This is a genomic window from Bacillus sp. Marseille-Q3570 (assembly GCF_946151055.1).
In the GTDB taxonomy this organism is placed as follows: Bacteria; Bacillota; Bacilli; order Bacillales; family Fictibacillaceae; genus Pseudalkalibacillus.
The window spans coordinates 252,535-267,203 of record NZ_CAMGYZ010000004.1 but is presented as its reverse complement, the minus strand read 5'-3'; the positions used below and the strand labels follow the sequence as shown (position 1 = coordinate 267,203).

The 14,669-nt window shown below is 41.9% G+C and carries 16 protein-coding genes and 1 pseudogene; 13 read left to right on the top strand and 4 right to left on the bottom strand.

The features are described 5' to 3' along the window. Positions 1-31 precede the first annotated feature (31 nt). The 5 genes and pseudogenes from N8M93_RS09175 to N8M93_RS09155 all read left to right on the top strand — a co-directional run bounded on the left by N8M93_RS09175 (position 32) and on the right by N8M93_RS09155 (position 5,048). Positions 32-1,966, top strand: a complete 1,935-nt coding sequence (locus N8M93_RS09175; protein ID WP_261131460.1) for a TRAP transporter permease — start codon at positions 32-34, stop codon at positions 1,964-1,966. 358 nt (positions 1,967-2,324) lie between these two features. Then, the gene (locus N8M93_RS09170; protein ID WP_261131191.1) at positions 2,325-2,756 is read left to right on the top strand and encodes a MarR family winged helix-turn-helix transcriptional regulator; all 432 of its coding nucleotides are present in this window, start codon (positions 2,325-2,327) and stop codon (positions 2,754-2,756) included. Positions 2,757-2,996: 240 nt separating this feature from the next. Beyond that, positions 2,997-3,626 (top strand): NAD(P)H:quinone oxidoreductase, encoded by a 630-nt coding sequence (gene wrbA / locus N8M93_RS09165; RefSeq protein ID WP_261131189.1) that lies wholly within the window; start codon positions 2,997-2,999, stop codon positions 3,624-3,626. Positions 3,627-3,903: 277 nt separating this feature from the next. Further along, a pseudogene (locus N8M93_RS09160) lies at positions 3,904-4,494 on the top strand (DsbA family protein); the annotation flags it as partial. Positions 4,495-4,592: 98 nt separating this feature from the next. Next, positions 4,593-5,048 (top strand): chemotaxis protein CheX, encoded by a 456-nt coding sequence (locus N8M93_RS09155; RefSeq protein ID WP_261131185.1) that lies wholly within the window; start codon positions 4,593-4,595, stop codon positions 5,046-5,048. A 337-nt stretch (positions 5,049-5,385) separates the two neighbouring features. Here the strand turns inward: N8M93_RS09155 and N8M93_RS09150 are convergent, their stop codons facing one another. After that, complete coding sequence (locus N8M93_RS09150; protein ID WP_261131183.1) at positions 5,386-5,736, bottom strand: general stress protein; 351 nt, start codon at positions 5,734-5,736, stop codon at positions 5,386-5,388. Positions 5,737-5,928: 192 nt separating this feature from the next. Between N8M93_RS09150 and N8M93_RS09145 the strand changes: the two genes are divergently transcribed. The 3 genes from N8M93_RS09145 to N8M93_RS09135 all read left to right on the top strand — a co-directional run bounded on the left by N8M93_RS09145 (position 5,929) and on the right by N8M93_RS09135 (position 7,246). Beyond that, entirely contained in the window at positions 5,929-6,294 is a 366-nt protein-coding gene (locus N8M93_RS09145) for a DUF1499 domain-containing protein (protein WP_261131181.1), read from the top strand. A gap of 361 nt (positions 6,295-6,655) precedes the next feature. Further along, a complete protein-coding gene (locus tag N8M93_RS09140; protein WP_261131179.1) occupies positions 6,656-6,871 on the top strand; it encodes a hypothetical protein in 216 nt (71 codons plus the stop codon). A gap of 96 nt (positions 6,872-6,967) precedes the next feature. Beyond that, the gene (locus N8M93_RS09135) at positions 6,968-7,246 is read left to right on the top strand and encodes a YwdI family protein (RefSeq protein WP_261131177.1); all 279 of its coding nucleotides are present in this window, start codon (positions 6,968-6,970) and stop codon (positions 7,244-7,246) included. A gap of 405 nt (positions 7,247-7,651) precedes the next feature. On the opposite strand, the gene N8M93_RS09130 is transcribed toward N8M93_RS09135, so the two are convergent. Further along, positions 7,652-9,295 carry an alpha-glucosidase gene (locus tag N8M93_RS09130; protein WP_261131175.1) on the bottom strand — a complete coding sequence of 548 codons (1,644 nt, stop codon included), beginning with the start codon at positions 9,293-9,295 and terminating at the stop codon, positions 7,652-7,654. A gap of 513 nt (positions 9,296-9,808) precedes the next feature. Between N8M93_RS09130 and N8M93_RS09125 the strand changes: the two genes are divergently transcribed. From N8M93_RS09125 to N8M93_RS09105, 5 genes are all read left to right on the top strand, one after another. Next, a complete protein-coding gene (locus N8M93_RS09125; RefSeq protein WP_261131174.1) occupies positions 9,809-10,999 on the top strand; it encodes a sugar MFS transporter in 1,191 nt (396 codons plus the stop codon). 258 nt (positions 11,000-11,257) lie between these two features. After that, entirely contained in the window at positions 11,258-11,782 is a 525-nt protein-coding gene (locus N8M93_RS09120) for a sigma-70 family RNA polymerase sigma factor (RefSeq protein ID WP_261131173.1), read from the top strand. Further along, positions 11,775-11,984, top strand: a complete 210-nt coding sequence (locus tag N8M93_RS09115) for a YvrJ family protein (protein ID WP_221567365.1) — start codon at positions 11,775-11,777, stop codon at positions 11,982-11,984. Before N8M93_RS09120 ends, N8M93_RS09115 begins: the two co-directional genes overlap by 8 nt. Next, entirely contained in the window at positions 11,932-12,213 is a 282-nt protein-coding gene (locus tag N8M93_RS09110) for a helix-turn-helix domain-containing protein (RefSeq protein ID WP_261131172.1), read from the top strand. The genes N8M93_RS09115 and N8M93_RS09110 overlap by 53 nt, the downstream gene beginning before the upstream one ends. Before the next feature lie 94 nt (positions 12,214-12,307). Further along, a complete protein-coding gene (locus N8M93_RS09105; protein WP_221567363.1) occupies positions 12,308-12,679 on the top strand; it encodes a DUF423 domain-containing protein in 372 nt (123 codons plus the stop codon). 387 nt (positions 12,680-13,066) lie between these two features. On the opposite strand, the gene gerQ is transcribed toward N8M93_RS09105, so the two are convergent. Both gerQ and hemQ read right to left on the bottom strand, forming a co-directional pair. After that, positions 13,067-13,519 carry a spore coat protein GerQ gene (gene gerQ, locus N8M93_RS09100; protein WP_396125474.1) on the bottom strand — a complete coding sequence of 151 codons (453 nt, stop codon included), beginning with the start codon at positions 13,517-13,519 and terminating at the stop codon, positions 13,067-13,069. Between the two features lie 277 nt (positions 13,520-13,796). Then, positions 13,797-14,543 carry a hydrogen peroxide-dependent heme synthase gene (gene hemQ, locus N8M93_RS09095; RefSeq protein ID WP_261131170.1) on the bottom strand — a complete coding sequence of 249 codons (747 nt, stop codon included), beginning with the start codon at positions 14,541-14,543 and terminating at the stop codon, positions 13,797-13,799. Positions 14,544-14,669: the final 126 nt, after the last annotated feature.

The following is a 14,669-nucleotide window of genomic DNA, read 5'->3' as shown; positions in this document are numbered from 1 at the left end:
TCAGCAGGTTACAGATGAAGAATTAGAGCAAATGATGGCAAAATACGATCCTGAAGCCGGTTACCGTAAATTGAAAGGAATTCTTGGTTGGGTCGTCATCATTCTACTTTTAAGCTTTTCTTTATATCAATTATATACATCGACATTAGTTCGCTTTTCACCACAGGTTCACCGATCCATTCACCTGGGATTTGCTTTGGCGTTAGCTTTTTTACTATTCCCAGCCTCAAAAAAGAACCGTTTGAAGGATGCAAAACGGAAGTTCCAGATTACGTGGCTGGATGGAATATTGGCGTTGCTAAGTGTAGTGGTAGGCTTGTATTGGCCTATGAATATCAACGAACTCGTACAAAGGGTCGGACGACTTGAAACGATCGACCTTCTGGTGGGAGTGCTTGCGATCGTACTCGTACTAGAAGCGACACGCAGGGTAGTCGGTCTTCCGATTACGATTATTGCGGTGGTCTTCTTGTCTTACGCTTATTTAGGACCGATCATGCCCGGGTTCCTGCAGCATCGTGGAATTGGAATCGAACGGATCATCCGTACAATGTTCTTTACGACGGAAGGGATTCTTGGAACACCATTGAAAGTTTCATCCACGTTCATTTTCCTGTTCTTACTATTCGGAGCGTTTTTAGTAAAAACTGGAGTTGGACAATATTTCAATGATCTAGCTGTTGCTCTGACAGGCAGACGTACCGGTGGCCCAGCGAAGGTTGCAATTTTCTCTAGTGCGCTTCAAGGGACGATTTCCGGAAGCTCTGTCGCAAATGTCGTAACTTCAGGTTCCTTTACGATTCCGATGATGAAGAAACTAGGTTATCGGAAAGAATTTGCGGGAGCAGTAGAAGCCGCAGCGTCTACAGGAGGTCAGTTAATGCCACCGATCATGGGGGCAGCAGCCTTTTTAATGGTTGAATTCATCGGTGGAGGTATCACGTACTGGGAAATCGCAAAGGCGGCCGCGATTCCAGCTTTGCTTTATTTTACGGGAATTTGGATCATGACCCATTTCCAGGCGAAGAAGATCGGGTTGAAGGGCCTTAGTAAAGAGGAAATGCCGGACCGGAAAGAAGTGTTGAAAAAGATCTATCTTTTAGCACCGATTTTCGTTGTTGTCATATTGCTGATGTCTGGGATGAGTGTTACACGTGCTGCACTCTGGTCGATTGTTTCCTGTATCATGGTCGGAGCGATCAATAAAGAAACACGGATGGGACCGAAGGATTTTGCTGAAGCTTTGATCAATGGTGCCCGTACTGCAATTGGCGTCGCGACAGCAACAGCTTGTGCAGGGATAATCGTCGGTGTTGTAACCCTGACAGGCCTAGGGTTGAAAATGGCAGGAGGTTTGATCGATTTATCGAACGGCATCCTATTCTTTACACTATTCTTTACGATGGTGGCCTCGATCATCCTGGGTATGGGCTCCCCAACGACAGCAAACTATGTCATTACTGCGACGATTGCTGCACCAGCATTATTAGCCCTGGATATACCTGAATTGTCTGCCCACATGTTCGTCTTCTACTTTGGAATAATAGCAGACATTACACCACCGGTAGCTCTGGCTGCCTTCGCAGCTGCGGGGGTCTCTGGCGGCGAGCCGCTCAGGACCGGGGTCAATTCGGCAAAACTGGCCATAGCGGCCTTCATCATCCCGTATATATTCGTCTACTCCCCCGAGTTGATGATGATCGATACGACGTGGGATCAGACCCTGTGGATCGTCTTCACATCCGTACTAGGTATGATTGCAATTGGAGCGGCAATGATCGGATATTGGATGAGAAAAACACATTGGGTTGAGCGGATTGTGGCACTCGCTGCAGGTATCATGTTGATTTATCCAGAAGGTTCTACAGACTTATATGGTCTAGCTATCTTCATCGGCCTATTCGCTTTACAGTTTTTCATCAAACGTAATGAATCTGAGCAGAAACCTCAATCAGCAGGTGCATAAGTTTAAAATGGGGAGGGGCTTATCGAAGCTCTTCCTCTTTATTTAACAGACATGTATATATTATTGGGATCTATGAACTTCACTCCCTTTCCGTGGGTGATCGACAAGCCTCTTCGCTAACTTCCACAGGATGTGGTGGCTTCGACGTTTGTCGAACCTTAACCGCTGCGGGGTCTTGTCTGGTGCGCTTTTCCTGCTGGGGTGTCGCAAAATTCACTTGAAAAATTTCCTGAACAAATAAACTTATTCATTACCTGAATCAGGGTAAAAAGAGTATCATATATTTTGACAGGACAAAAAGAAGAACGTTATAATTATCTCGAATTCGAGATAATTTCTCAAAGGAGATTCAGCACATATGAAAGACTCATCATTGGAACTATTCGTTGTACTTTCCCGCGCATATCAATCGATAATGGAGGTGGCTCGGAAAGATATACAAAGGTTTGGTCTGAATTTGACTGAATTCGGAGTACTTGAACTTCTTTACCATAAAGGACCCCATCCTTTACAAAAAATCGGCGGAAAAATTTTATTGGCAAGTGGAAGTATCACGTACGTCGTCGATAAATTAGAGGAAAAAGGATACTTAGAAAGAAAAGCGTGTGAAAAAGATCGACGAATCACATATGCCTTTTTGACGGAAAAAGGAAAGGCGTTGATGGAAGATATTTTCCCTTCGCATGAAGAAGTGTTGAAACAAGCTTTAAGCGGCATTACAGAGGACGAAAAAACAGAGGCAATCCGGTTGTTGAAAGAGCTTGGGAAATACGCTGCGGGAAGGAATTGATTTTAGCTTGGCTATGCCAAGTTTTCTTTACACTTAAAGAAAGCATAAAATACTTTCTTCAGTATAAGTGCAACTAATGGCTCAGCCTGCGCCTAAGGCTTGGCTTTGCCAAGTTTTCTTTACGACATATATCTCGAATTCAAGATATACGAAACTAGTATAAATTTATAGAAATACGATTAACTTCAATCAGGTATGGGAATTTATAAACAGACGAAATTTTAGAGGAGTGATGTTTAAATGGCAACGAAAATTTTGATTCCTTATTACAGTGCCTATGGACATATCTACCAAATGGCTCAGGCGGTTGCAGAAGGAGCAAGTCGAGTAGAAGATACTGAAGTGAAACTTGTTCGGGTGAAAGAGTTTGTAGAAGTGAAGGATGCGATGTCTTCTCAGGAGTATTATGTAAAGGCACAAGAAATGCAGTCCGATGTACCAGAAGCAACTCATGACGACTTGAGGTGGGCTGACGGAATCATTTGGGGAATCCCGACACGTTATGGTTCAATGCCTGCACAAATGAAACAATACCTTGATTCAGCAGGTGGATTGTGGATGAACGGTGAACTTGAGGGTAAGGCAACGGCTGTGTTTACGAGTACAGGGTCTGTCCATGGTGGTCAAGAAGCGACAGCCCTTACATCTTTCGTACCATTCATGCATTTTGGGTTAATCTATGTTGGATTACCATATGGTCAAAACCCAGAACAATTGACTGCAGAGGCGAATGGGGGATCCCCTTATTCTGCATCGACGATCGCGGGACCACAAGGGGGAGAACAACCGAAGGAAGTTGACCTGGTCATGGCAGGTCGTCTTGGAGAGCGGGTTGCAAAAGTTTCAAAAGCGCTGAAACCCCTGCGGTAAATTTGGAAAGGGTTGGCCAATTGTAGGTCAATCCTTTTTCCAAATTAAAAAGTATAAAATACTTTCTTCAATATAAGCGCACAAGCTGGTGGCTTCTGAAGCAATACACCGTACGAAGGAAAACCAATTGCTTTTTCAAGGAAATAAAGCTCAGCCTGCGCAAAAGGCTTGGCAAAGCCCGAGTTTTCTTTAGAGGCAATGTTATCAACGGATAAGGAGGTATATGATGACTTTGAAAATAGAAATCTATTCTGATTATGTATGACCGTTCTGTTATTTAGCGGAGGTACCGCTAGCAGAAGCGATGGAAGGCAAGGATGTTGAAGTCGAGTGGATGCCGTACGAACTGCGGCCGGATCCGACGCCCACGCTTGATCCCGATTCAGACTATATCCGGAATGCCTGGCATCAATCGGTCAAGCCGATTTCTCAAAAACTAGGCGTGGAGATGAACCTTCCACCCGTTCAACCAAGAACTCATTTGCCATTTGAAGGATTCCAATATGCGAAGGAACAAGGAAAAGCAAACGAGTATAATCATAGAATATTAAAAGCGTTTTTTGTAGAAGGAAAGGATATTGGCCAAATAGATATTCTGGTAGATCTTGCTGAAGAGGTTGGCTTGGATGGTACGGAATATCGTAAGGTGCTTGATTCGAGAACATATAAGGAACAACATCAAGAAGCGTTAAGGACAGCAGTACAGAAAGATATCAGAGCGGTTCCCACATTTTTCATCGGTGACCGGAAGATACAAGGTTTATATCCCGCAGACCGCCTGTCAGAAATCATTGAAGAAGAATTGAATAAACAAAACAGCACATCCGATGCATATGACGGAACATCCTGTGACGTTGATGGCTGTTAAAAACTACTGACTCGATCAGTAGTTTTTTATTGATTTCCTTTAATTTAAAAGAAAAAAGCCGATATAAAGGGAAATCATTCGCTTTGGGGGTTCGGTCGATGACGATGGCGGCAGCACAACATATCACGAGTTTACTGAATGGGGCAATCGGCGTCATAAAGACGGTCATACCAATGGAGTTCGAAATGGGAAAGCCTCAAAGCGAAATCAAGTTCGAATATAAGGATCCACAACAAGCAGGTGTCATCATAGGTCTTGAAAAAGAGATCAATGGTTCACTCCTTTTCATTGCGTCAAAAACTTTTTTTGGAGAATGCGGGAATCAAATGTATGGGATGCCATTTGAAGGTGAGATGCTTGATTCTTTCATCGGGGAGTTGGGTAATATCCTCGCTGGCAATATTGCAACACAATTAGCGAATGCAGACATTACAGTAGACATCACAACCCCTCGAGTGGTAAACGAAGTTTCTATTGCGGATGCAGCGAAACTCTTGTTGTTACCCTTGAAATTCGATACAGAAGAACTGACCATCGTTTTTGCAATCTATTAAAGGGTTGAATTTCAAAGACTCTTTTCTAAAAAATTGTTGCTTTTGAGTCATTTTTAAAAAACACCTTGTGTAAAGTTGATGGAGAGCAGACTCCTGTGGGCTCACCGCACGCCCCGCGGAAAGCGAGCATCCTGGAGCGGAAATCAACAATTTTTAAAGAAAACTTAGCGAGACCAAGCCTTTTGTAGGTCGAGCGTTAGTTGCCCTTATACTTAAGAAAGTATTTTATACTTTCTTAAGTGCAAGAGCAACAAAGGTTACGAAAAAAACCTCAAAAAATAGAGCAAAGAAAAAGAAGCTGTCCATTTGGGGGCAGCCTCTTATCGATATACCTAAACTATACCCAGTCTTGTACCTTTTTGTGATCTGTTACTAACATGAGGATTTTTCCTTCATCAAGTCTTTCCTCATATTGATCAGCTTCAAGTTGGGAGAATCCCATTTCTTTTAACTTCGCTCTCAACTCGTCACCCTTCTTATTGAATATATTTCCGACAGCTGTATCAAGTCCCATTTCCTTAACTCCGACCGTGTTGGCATCTGCACTGCCAGCTACCCTGTTCGTCCGGTCATCATCATGTGAGATTACGTACACATCGTCTTTATTTAATCCTCTGTTCTGCAAGTCTTTCACATCATTCTTCAACTCTTCATCATTAACATATTCTCTTACAATAGGTTTTTCCATTTTGTAAAACCTCCTTTGTCAATGTATTATTTCAATATCACAATAACAGCTTGTTTAAACCTCTTTTCCTGTAAATATCGATTAACACTCCGTTACATCAATATAACGTTTGTTGCGAAGATTAAATTCATTGTGTATGAGATTATTAAAGTGGTAAGGAGGGAAATAGGGGTGTGTGAAGGAGGAGATAGAATGAATGATAAAAAAAGCTTGGAAGCTTGTCCATCCTCTCCAAATTGTGTGTCATCCCAAAGTGCTGGTGAAAAGCATAATATCTCGCCTATCTCATACAACAGTTCTTCTGATCATGCCTATGAAACAATATTGAAAGTACTTAACAACATGAGCGGGACGAAGGTGGTAGAAGAAGCGAAGGATTATATTCGAGCTGAGTGCAAGTCAAAGTGGCTGAAGGTCGTTTCCGATTTGGAATTTTTAATTGATGAGAGCAAAAAAATCATCGATGTCCGGGCAGCATCCCGAGTCGGATATACAGATTTAGGCGTTAATCGAAAAAGAATCGAATATATCAGACAGAAATTCATCCAAAAGGTATAAACATCTAGAAGAATGGAAGCGACAATGGGTTCATGAAAAACGCCCGTTGTGACTTCCATTCTTTTTATTTTAGTTATTCAAAAGTTTCATAACCGATATTACGTCTTAACTTGTGTTAATCCGATTGAATTCTAATAGAAGAAGGGAAGATTGATAGAAGACTTTGACCTGCATTGGCAAATCTCAAAGTTTTTTGTAGATAATTTCTTTGTTCTGGCTTTCAGATTGTGACAAACATTGAGACAACCATTACGTATACTTGGATTCATAAATGAATAAGATGATAAGTTCCGGGAATGAGGAGGTGGATGTTTGTTTCGGAACCCATTCAATTGATGAGGGAGAAAGGGGTATAGGTTTCATGATGAGCGAAATCGTTACGTATTGTTTAGTGGTATGGCTTGCACTTATGAGTATTGTACGTATTAATCACCACGGTTTGAACGATAAGCAAAATGGATCTCTTCCCGATCGTGTACCGTTTGTTGGAGTCAGAAAGCTTGAAGCAGTCATTCTCAACCGAAGTGTGTATGTGTTTTACCGACTGAAGAGACATGTGCTTTGGGATACATCATAAAAGCAGAAGTAGTGTGATATTTTCCACTTATGTTGTGCTAGACGGGAGAAGCCCTTTATAATGAGGAAAGAATGATGTGAAGAAAGAGGGATTCTCTTGAGTATACAATCCAGTTTAGTTGTCCAGAAAATGATTGACCGCCTTGAATCTATTAAAGGAGAGGTTGATGAGAGTTCATCTTCAAGTCAAGTTCAGAGTGAACTGAGTGCGATCAAAGCATATTGCGACTTGTTGTTGGAATCTGCGGACCAAAAACCGTCAGCGCCTAGAACGGTGAAAGTTGATAAACCGAGTCCACAGCCTATCCAAGACGTGTCCTCTAAGCGTTTGAAAGAAGATGAAGAGGTGAACGGGGATTCAATATTCGATTTTTAAATAAAAAACCTTGGTTGACTTTTATTGAAAATTATTTTGAGCGAAATTCGCGATACCTCTGCAGGAAAAGCGATCCAGGTAAGACCCCCGCATTTTTAAAGGATCTTCGACTGAAAACCACCATGTCCTATGGTGAACGTCGAAGCCAACACATCCTGTGTATGTGAGAAGGCTTGCGGAAAGGGAGTGAATTTAGCCTGAAATCCAATATTTAAAATAAGCATGTTTAAACGTTTCACTCATTTGTGAAGCAATTTGAACATCCAATATAAGGAAAAAGGGAGGACTCCTCAATGCTTTCCATCTCCGCAAAAAAAATCTGTGATCAGCATTGTTAATTTGCTGATTTGTTGAAGTGCGGAAGATCAAGCATTGCGCTAGAGTCGCTCCCTTATTGAAGTTGGATTATTTTGATGTTTGATATTGATAGATCCTTGCTTCATGTGGTCGAAGGGTCGTATCGCGGTCAGCTACTTCCGGAGAAACATCCTTGTAGTTCATGATCTTAAGCTCTGCGTTCAAACTTTCCTCAGGTAAGGTCATTCTGTTATTTTCATCGGAATGATTCAATACTACTAGCCAGGTGACACCGTCCAAGCTCCTCGTATACATATAAAGATGTTCATCACCATCAGACAAATCTTCATAATCACCATATACCATGACATCATTGTTTTTTCGAAGCTCGATCAACTTCTGGTAATAGTAAAAGATCGAATCAGGGTCCTCCAATGCTTTCTCTACATTGATTTCTTTGTAATTTGGATTGACAGCAATCCATGGTTCACCATCTGTAAAGCCCGCATTTTCTGTTGCGTCCCATTGCACGGGGGTTCTGGAATTATCCCGGCTTAACGGCTTCAACTCTTCTAAAACTTCATCGGGATTTCTTCCTTTCCCGACTTCCTCTTCGTATTTGTTTCTCATAGCGATATCCTGATAATCATCAATAGAATTGAAATCTACACCAGTCATACCGATCTCTTCACCCTGAAAAATATAAGGCGTTCCAGGCAGCGTATGCACCATTGTTGCGAGCAGTTTTGCGGATTCCACACGATACTCGCCATCGTTTCCGTACCTTGTCACCTGTCTTGTATGATCATGATTGTTCAGGAATTGCGAGTTCCAGCCTTTGCTGAACATTCCTTCAAACCATTTCTTCTGGATATCTTTATATTGAAGCATATCCCAATCTGGCATATCGTCGGCTACTTGGAAATGGAAGAGGGTGTCCAGCTCATTTCGGTCTTCTCCAACATATTTTAATCCGTCTTCTGGCGTGACAAAAGGAATCTCTCCCACAGTCATGATATCGTAATGACGCAATACATTCTTGTTCATTTCCTGTAAATATTCATGTATACCAGGATTATTTCCCAGATAATTTATTTTTTCAGGAGTTCTTGCGTCTGGAAACCCTTCAATTTTTGCAAGCAGATTGATGACATCCATTCTGAATCCATCAATCCCTTTATCCAGCCAGAATTTCATCATATTGAAAATTGCTTCTCTCACTTCGGGATTCCGCCAATTCAGATCAGGCTGCTCGACAGCAAATGAATGAAAGTAATATTGTCCGGTCTTTTCATCAAATTCCCACGTAGATGGAGTGAAATAAGATCGCCAATTGTTCGGCGGGGTTCCATCCGGTTTTGGATCTTTCCAGATATACCAATCACGTTTAGGACTATCCTTTGATGAACGTGATTCCTGGAACCAGTGATGTTGATCGGATGTATGATTGACGACAAGATCCATGATCAATTTCATATCACGTTTGTGCGTTTCATTTAAAAGCTTCTCCCAATCTTCTATCGTTCCAGCCTTTTTCATGATGGATTGGTAGTCTGAAATATCGTACCCGTTGTCCTTATCAGGTGATTCATAGACAGGGTTCAACCAGATGACATCCACACCCAACTTTTTAATGTAATCCAATTTTTCTATGACACCGTTAATATCTCCATATCCATCTCCGTCTGTATCATAAAAGCTTCTCCAATACACTTGATAGACAACTGCTTCTTTCCACCATTGCCGTTTCAACGTACAGACCTCCTTGAAGTGAATTTCGAAAAATTTGACCTCATCCTTCGCAATTGTTGTTGCTCTTACACTTAAAGAAAGTATAAAATACTGTCTTCAGTATAAGGGCAACTAAGGCTCGACCTACAAAAGGCTTGGTCTCGCCAAGTTTTCTTTAAAAGTCTTTGTTTTCGCTCCAGGATGATCGCTTTCCGCGGGGCGTGCGGTGAGCCCACTCGTCGCCTTGCGACCTCAGGAGTCTCCTTTTCAAGGAAGCATTTGTGCTCCTGCGTCTACAAGAAAGTCCTGTCGAAGCGAGCTTCCTCGTCGTATGCCTTGCGAGGAGATTATTCAGGTTGTAGGCACGCTGATCTCGCTGGAGTCTCGCACCTTGCTCTCCAATCAACTTGCACAAGGTGAGTTTTTAAAAATAACCTATCGCCATTATCCAATGTATGATTGGAAGTGTAAAGTCTGGGGACTGCGGGAATCAATATAGGAGAAGATTCAGCAGGTAGGATTGGAGAGAGTGTCATGTCGAAAATTAAAAGTCTATCAGCCCTTGTCATCATGTTTTTTACTATGTTCTTATTAGGCGGATTATCAAGTACGAAAGGAATTGTCCTCGATGAAGTCGAGAGGGATATCGGGCTTGATTTAAGTGAGTTTGGACTGGTGGTTTTCATCTTCCAATGGGGATTTGTATTAGCAAGTGTAATTATCGGTTATTTTACAGATAAACGTGGTGTGAAAGTTATGATGGTGATCGGAAGTATCATCATGGGAGCAGGGCTTCTCGGTACTGGTCTTGCACAGACTATCGCGTTTTTCCTTGGGTTTTACCTCATCGTCGGGTTTGGTCTCGGAGCGATGACGGTCGCCTCCAATGCAATTGTTCCCGCAGTCTATCCGGAAAAACAGGGGACGATGTTCAATATTGCAATGGGAATATACGGTTTCGGAATGTTTTTATTTCCGATCGTGTTGAAGATGATGTTTTCAAACGAAATTTCCTGGCGCTATTTTTATATCGGTATCGCTATATTGTTGATTGCTTTGATTTTTTATGTGTTTAGTGTGAAACTGCCTGAAGGGGAAGTCGATAAGGTCAACCTATCAGCTTTCAAAGAAATGCTTGGCCAATATCAGTTCATCCTCGTCATGATCTTTTTGATTTTCTATGTGTCAGCGGAAGTGTCCTTTTTGAACTTTTTCCCGACATATTTAAAAGACTTGACTCTCGGTGGTGCATCTGAAGCAGCAAAGAACAGTATGGTTGCAACGATCATCTCCGTATTCTCACTTTGTTTCACTGTGGGGCGTTTAGCAGGTGGATGGCTGATCAATAAGCTTGGTGAAAGAATGCTATTGTTTTCTTTTTCAGCACTAAGCCTTGTGTTTGTCACGATCAGTAAAGTGTTTGTGGATGACTGGGTATACTTGTTTGGTGTTGCCGGATTGTTTTTCTCCGTTCTGTTTCCAACTGCAACCGCTATCGGAACGAAGTTAAGCAGAACAGGCGGATCGGCCCTCGGTCTGGTTTATGTAGCAGCAGGGATTGGCGGGGCATTCGCTGGCTGGATTGTGGGCGTCGTGTCTGAGGCGTATGGTTCGGATGCCGGGTTCAACCTGCCGATCGTTTTCTTAGCGATTCTATTGGTGTTATCGTTTTTCATCCGGACACCAAGCACAACGGAATCAGCGAAAAGCAAAAGGGAAGCTTGAGCATATTGTTCGCTTAAGTGGGACGATAGACACGGACATAGAACACCCGAAAAGCCTTATGGTCAAAGGGTGTTCTCTTTTTTATACTTAAAATAAGAACAAATGTTCGCATTTTGTTTGTTTTTTTGGACGTTCGAATTGCTTTACATTTAAAGAAAGTATAAATACTTTCTTCAATATAAGGGCAACTAAGGCTCAACCTGCGCTAAGGCTTGGGTGAGCCAAGTTTGCTTTATGGATAACGGGAGGGATGCAGAAATGAGAGATGCAGAGCGTATATTACGTCAAATAGAAAGACAGGGGGATCTCTTATCAGCATTTATAAACCATCAGGATAATCGGATTGAAATGCTGCAATTCATCAATTCTCCATCGGTTGATCAATACACGGAATTGAATCATCGCTTCCAACAATTTTGTTTTGAATGCCGATTCATTCATTACATGTCGAAATTCATTTATTATCAAGCGATCAACTATATACGAAAACTCCGGAAAAATCAGTTTCCCACCATTGAAGAGACAGCTTTGGAAAAAATTTTCACAGAAGACAACACACTGAAAGACTATATCCAGACAGAATTCGAGTGTCCTATATTGAGCCAAGCCATTTTAAGATTGACAGAGCGTCAAAGGAAAATCATCCATCTACACTATCAAAGAGAATGGAAATTGAGGGAAATTGCACATTCTCTCAATGTGAGCCCACAATCAATTTCAAAAACACATCGACGTGCTTTGGATCATTTGAAAAAATGGATGGAAGGTGAAAAATATGCTTGAAGGAACGAATGTCGTCGGATGGTTCAACTTGATTTCAAACATCGGTTTTCCGACAGTAGTGGCACTTTATCTTTTGTTTCAATTTGAAAAGAGACTTGTCAATCTAGAAAGCTCCATTCAAGAAATTGGAGAACACTTGGAAGAGAGGAATGAAAGACATGGATTTATACGGAAGCGTGCAAAAAGCAAAGAAAAAGAATGATAGATCTTCAATTCAGCATATACTCGAGCGCCTGGAACCAAAAATCAAACAGACAGTCATATCGATGGAAAGACGTTATCAGGAAGATATCGAACAGGAGGTCAAGTTACGGGTGATGGAAGCGGTCCAAGGTTATGATACAGATCACCTACCGACTTTGAAGGAATTGTTGGAAAAGACCAAGGAGGGACAAGCTGTCCTTGAGAAGTTGAAAAATGACAAATGTTAGACGTCTTTTTTAAACGGTTGGCAAGCGGAAAAGTTTTCATTACACTTGAAGAAGCATTGTAACGATAATCCAATATGCCAAAAGGAGAAGAATCATGTTTAAATTATTTATTCTTTTAGGTGCATTAAATGCGGGCCTAGCCGTAGTTCTCGGTGCTTTTGGAGCTCATGGCCTTGAATCGAAACTCTCCTCCAAGATGATGGAAGTGTACAAAACAGGTGTACAATATCACATTTTTCATGCACTCGGACTCTTCGTAGTCGCATTTTTAGCTGATAAATTCCCGAACTCCTCAATGCTTGGGGCAGCAGGGTGGATCATGCTTTTAGGGATCATTCTTTTCTCGGGAAGTCTGTATGTATTGAGTGTGACCGGAATTTCGAAATTAGGGATCATCACGCCATTTGGAGGTCTGGCGTTCATTATCAGCTGGGTGCTGATCATCATCGCGATGTTGAAAGTATAGGTTTCCAGCAGCAAAAAGAGTTTGAGTTTTCAGCTCTTTTTGCTTTTTTTAATTCAAGGAAAAAGCCCGAAGGCTAGATTTGAATTTGTCAGTTTTGCTTAACGGACACCAGAGCTCTTATTTATGAACAAACCCTCTTTTCTGAAGACTTAACGGACACCAGAGACGTTATTTGGGTGAAATGAGCCTAAATCAACCCTATTAACGACAAATAGCGGCTCTCATGTCCGTTAAAGTGCATGCCCAGTGTGTGCCTGGCACCGATTGGGAAGCTGGTTGTAGCAAGACTTTCAAAATGGTGCCAGGCACCAACGAGATGAAGCACCAGCAAAATGAAAAAGGGGCGTCATCACATCAATGGATGCGTTATCCGCCCTTTCTCAATACTTACCTTGGAGAGTAAGTCACCATTTGTCCAGCGCTTTGAGCACTTTGATTGTTAAAAGGATAACTGTACTCGATTTCTTCATCAAACGTTACATAATCCAAGTACACCATCAATAATAAATAACGTTTTCCTGTTTCAGGATCACTGATGATGATGTGATCTCGTCCTGCAGCCTCTATTACACCTCTGAAAATTTTTGCCGGCCATTTCGGATTGCCTTCGAATGTCATATAGAATGTTCCAACTTTACCCCGGTTCAAACGAAGGATATTCTCAATATACGACTGTTCGACCGGGAGTTGGCCGTTCATTTGCGATGCACCAGGAAATCCTGATGGGAATTGACCAGGCACAGCCTGCATTCCTTGCATGCCTTGAGTACCCGGCATACCTTGCATCCCTTGCATCCCTTGCATGTTGTTTTGATTCTGACGATAATTCGGATAGTTCATAACAAACCTCCCCATCTTCAATGATACTCCCTATTAAACAGGTATACTCGATGCTCGGATAAGTTATGACTATTAATACATTGAATAGACCTCAGTACAGTCTGCCTCAGTAGGCTGATAGAAACAATGGGATTTGAAACGACCTGCATTCCCCCCATGAAGTAGGCTTTCACTTACTATACGTATGATTGAGCAATCTGAAATTGTTCACGGACAAAGTTTTTTCAGAAAAACAAAAACAGCCTTCAGATGAAGGCTGTCGATTAATCCAATATGTTTATACAGCTAAGAAGGAGCTTACTTTTTCTTTCGGCAATATGTTACCTACGTAGAATGAACCGAATTCACCAAAACGTGCACTTACTTCGTCAAAACGCATTTCGTATACGAGCTTTTTGAACTGGAGCACATCGTTTGCAAATAGGGTAACGCCCCATTCCCAATCGTCGAAACCGACTGAACCGGTGATGATTTGCTTCACTTTACCTGCATAACCGCGGCCGATCATGCCGTGACCGCGCATCATATCACGACGCTCGTCCATTGAAAGCATGTACCAGTTGTCGTTTCCTTCGCGGCGCTTGTCCATCGGATAGAAGCAAACATGCTCCCATTTCGGAAGGGTTGGCTTCAAGCGTCCCTGGATCATTGGATCTGTTTCTGGGTCCACATCTTTAGAAGCCATATAGTTGCTCAGCTCTACGACTGAAACATATGAATAGACAGGAATCGTGTACTCTGCAAAAGTCGTTTTGTTGAATGCTGTTTCAATTTCATTAAGTTCTTGCATTGTCGGACGGAGAAGCATCATCATGAAATCAGCTTTTTGTCCTACGATTGAGTAGAATGCGTGACTTCCTTGTTGTTGTGCTTCAGTCACTTCCCATTTTTCAAGAAAAGTGAGTAGCTCTTGGATCGCATGCTCTCGCTCGTCACTTGAAATGGATTTCCATGCTGCCCAATTCATCGTACGAAAATCATGTAAACAATACCAGCCATCTAAGGTTTTAGCCGCTTCGTTCAATATAGACACTCCTTTATCTCATTACTATCAAGATTTTTCCCGTAACCATCATATCACAAATCACTGCAAACAAAAAAAGTGGAGTCTGACAGTTTTATGAAAGTATCATCCTTCCGTTTAAAGGTT

Excerpts from the sequence above, each read along its gene's own strand:
- N8M93_RS09115 (WP_221567365.1), top strand. The coding sequence starts at position 11,775 with ATGCTTGAAGGAACGAATGTCGTCGGATGGTTCAACTTGATTTCAAAC.
- N8M93_RS09150 (WP_261131183.1), bottom strand. The coding sequence starts at position 5,736 with ATGGAAAAACCTATTGTAAGAGAATATGTTAATGATGAAGAGTTGAAG.
- wrbA (WP_261131189.1), top strand. The coding sequence starts at position 2,997 with ATGGCAACGAAAATTTTGATTCCTTATTACAGTGCCTATGGACATATC.
- N8M93_RS09145 (WP_261131181.1), top strand. The coding sequence starts at position 5,929 with ATGAATGATAAAAAAAGCTTGGAAGCTTGTCCATCCTCTCCAAATTGT.
- N8M93_RS09110 (WP_261131172.1), top strand. The coding sequence starts at position 11,932 with ATGAAAGACATGGATTTATACGGAAGCGTGCAAAAAGCAAAGAAAAAG.
- N8M93_RS09120 (WP_261131173.1), top strand. The coding sequence starts at position 11,258 with ATGAGAGATGCAGAGCGTATATTACGTCAAATAGAAAGACAGGGGGAT.
- N8M93_RS09170 (WP_261131191.1), top strand. The coding sequence starts at position 2,325 with ATGAAAGACTCATCATTGGAACTATTCGTTGTACTTTCCCGCGCATAT.
- N8M93_RS09155 (WP_261131185.1), top strand. The coding sequence starts at position 4,593 with ATGACGATGGCGGCAGCACAACATATCACGAGTTTACTGAATGGGGCA.
- gerQ (WP_396125474.1), bottom strand. The coding sequence starts at position 13,519 with ATGAACTATCCGAATTATCGTCAGAATCAAAACAACATGCAAGGGATG.
- N8M93_RS09140 (WP_261131179.1), top strand. The coding sequence starts at position 6,656 with ATGATGAGCGAAATCGTTACGTATTGTTTAGTGGTATGGCTTGCACTT.
- N8M93_RS09175 (WP_261131460.1), top strand. The coding sequence starts at position 32 with ATGATGGCAAAATACGATCCTGAAGCCGGTTACCGTAAATTGAAAGGA.
- N8M93_RS09125 (WP_261131174.1), top strand. The coding sequence starts at position 9,809 with ATGTCGAAAATTAAAAGTCTATCAGCCCTTGTCATCATGTTTTTTACT.
- N8M93_RS09105 (WP_221567363.1), top strand. The coding sequence starts at position 12,308 with ATGTTTAAATTATTTATTCTTTTAGGTGCATTAAATGCGGGCCTAGCC.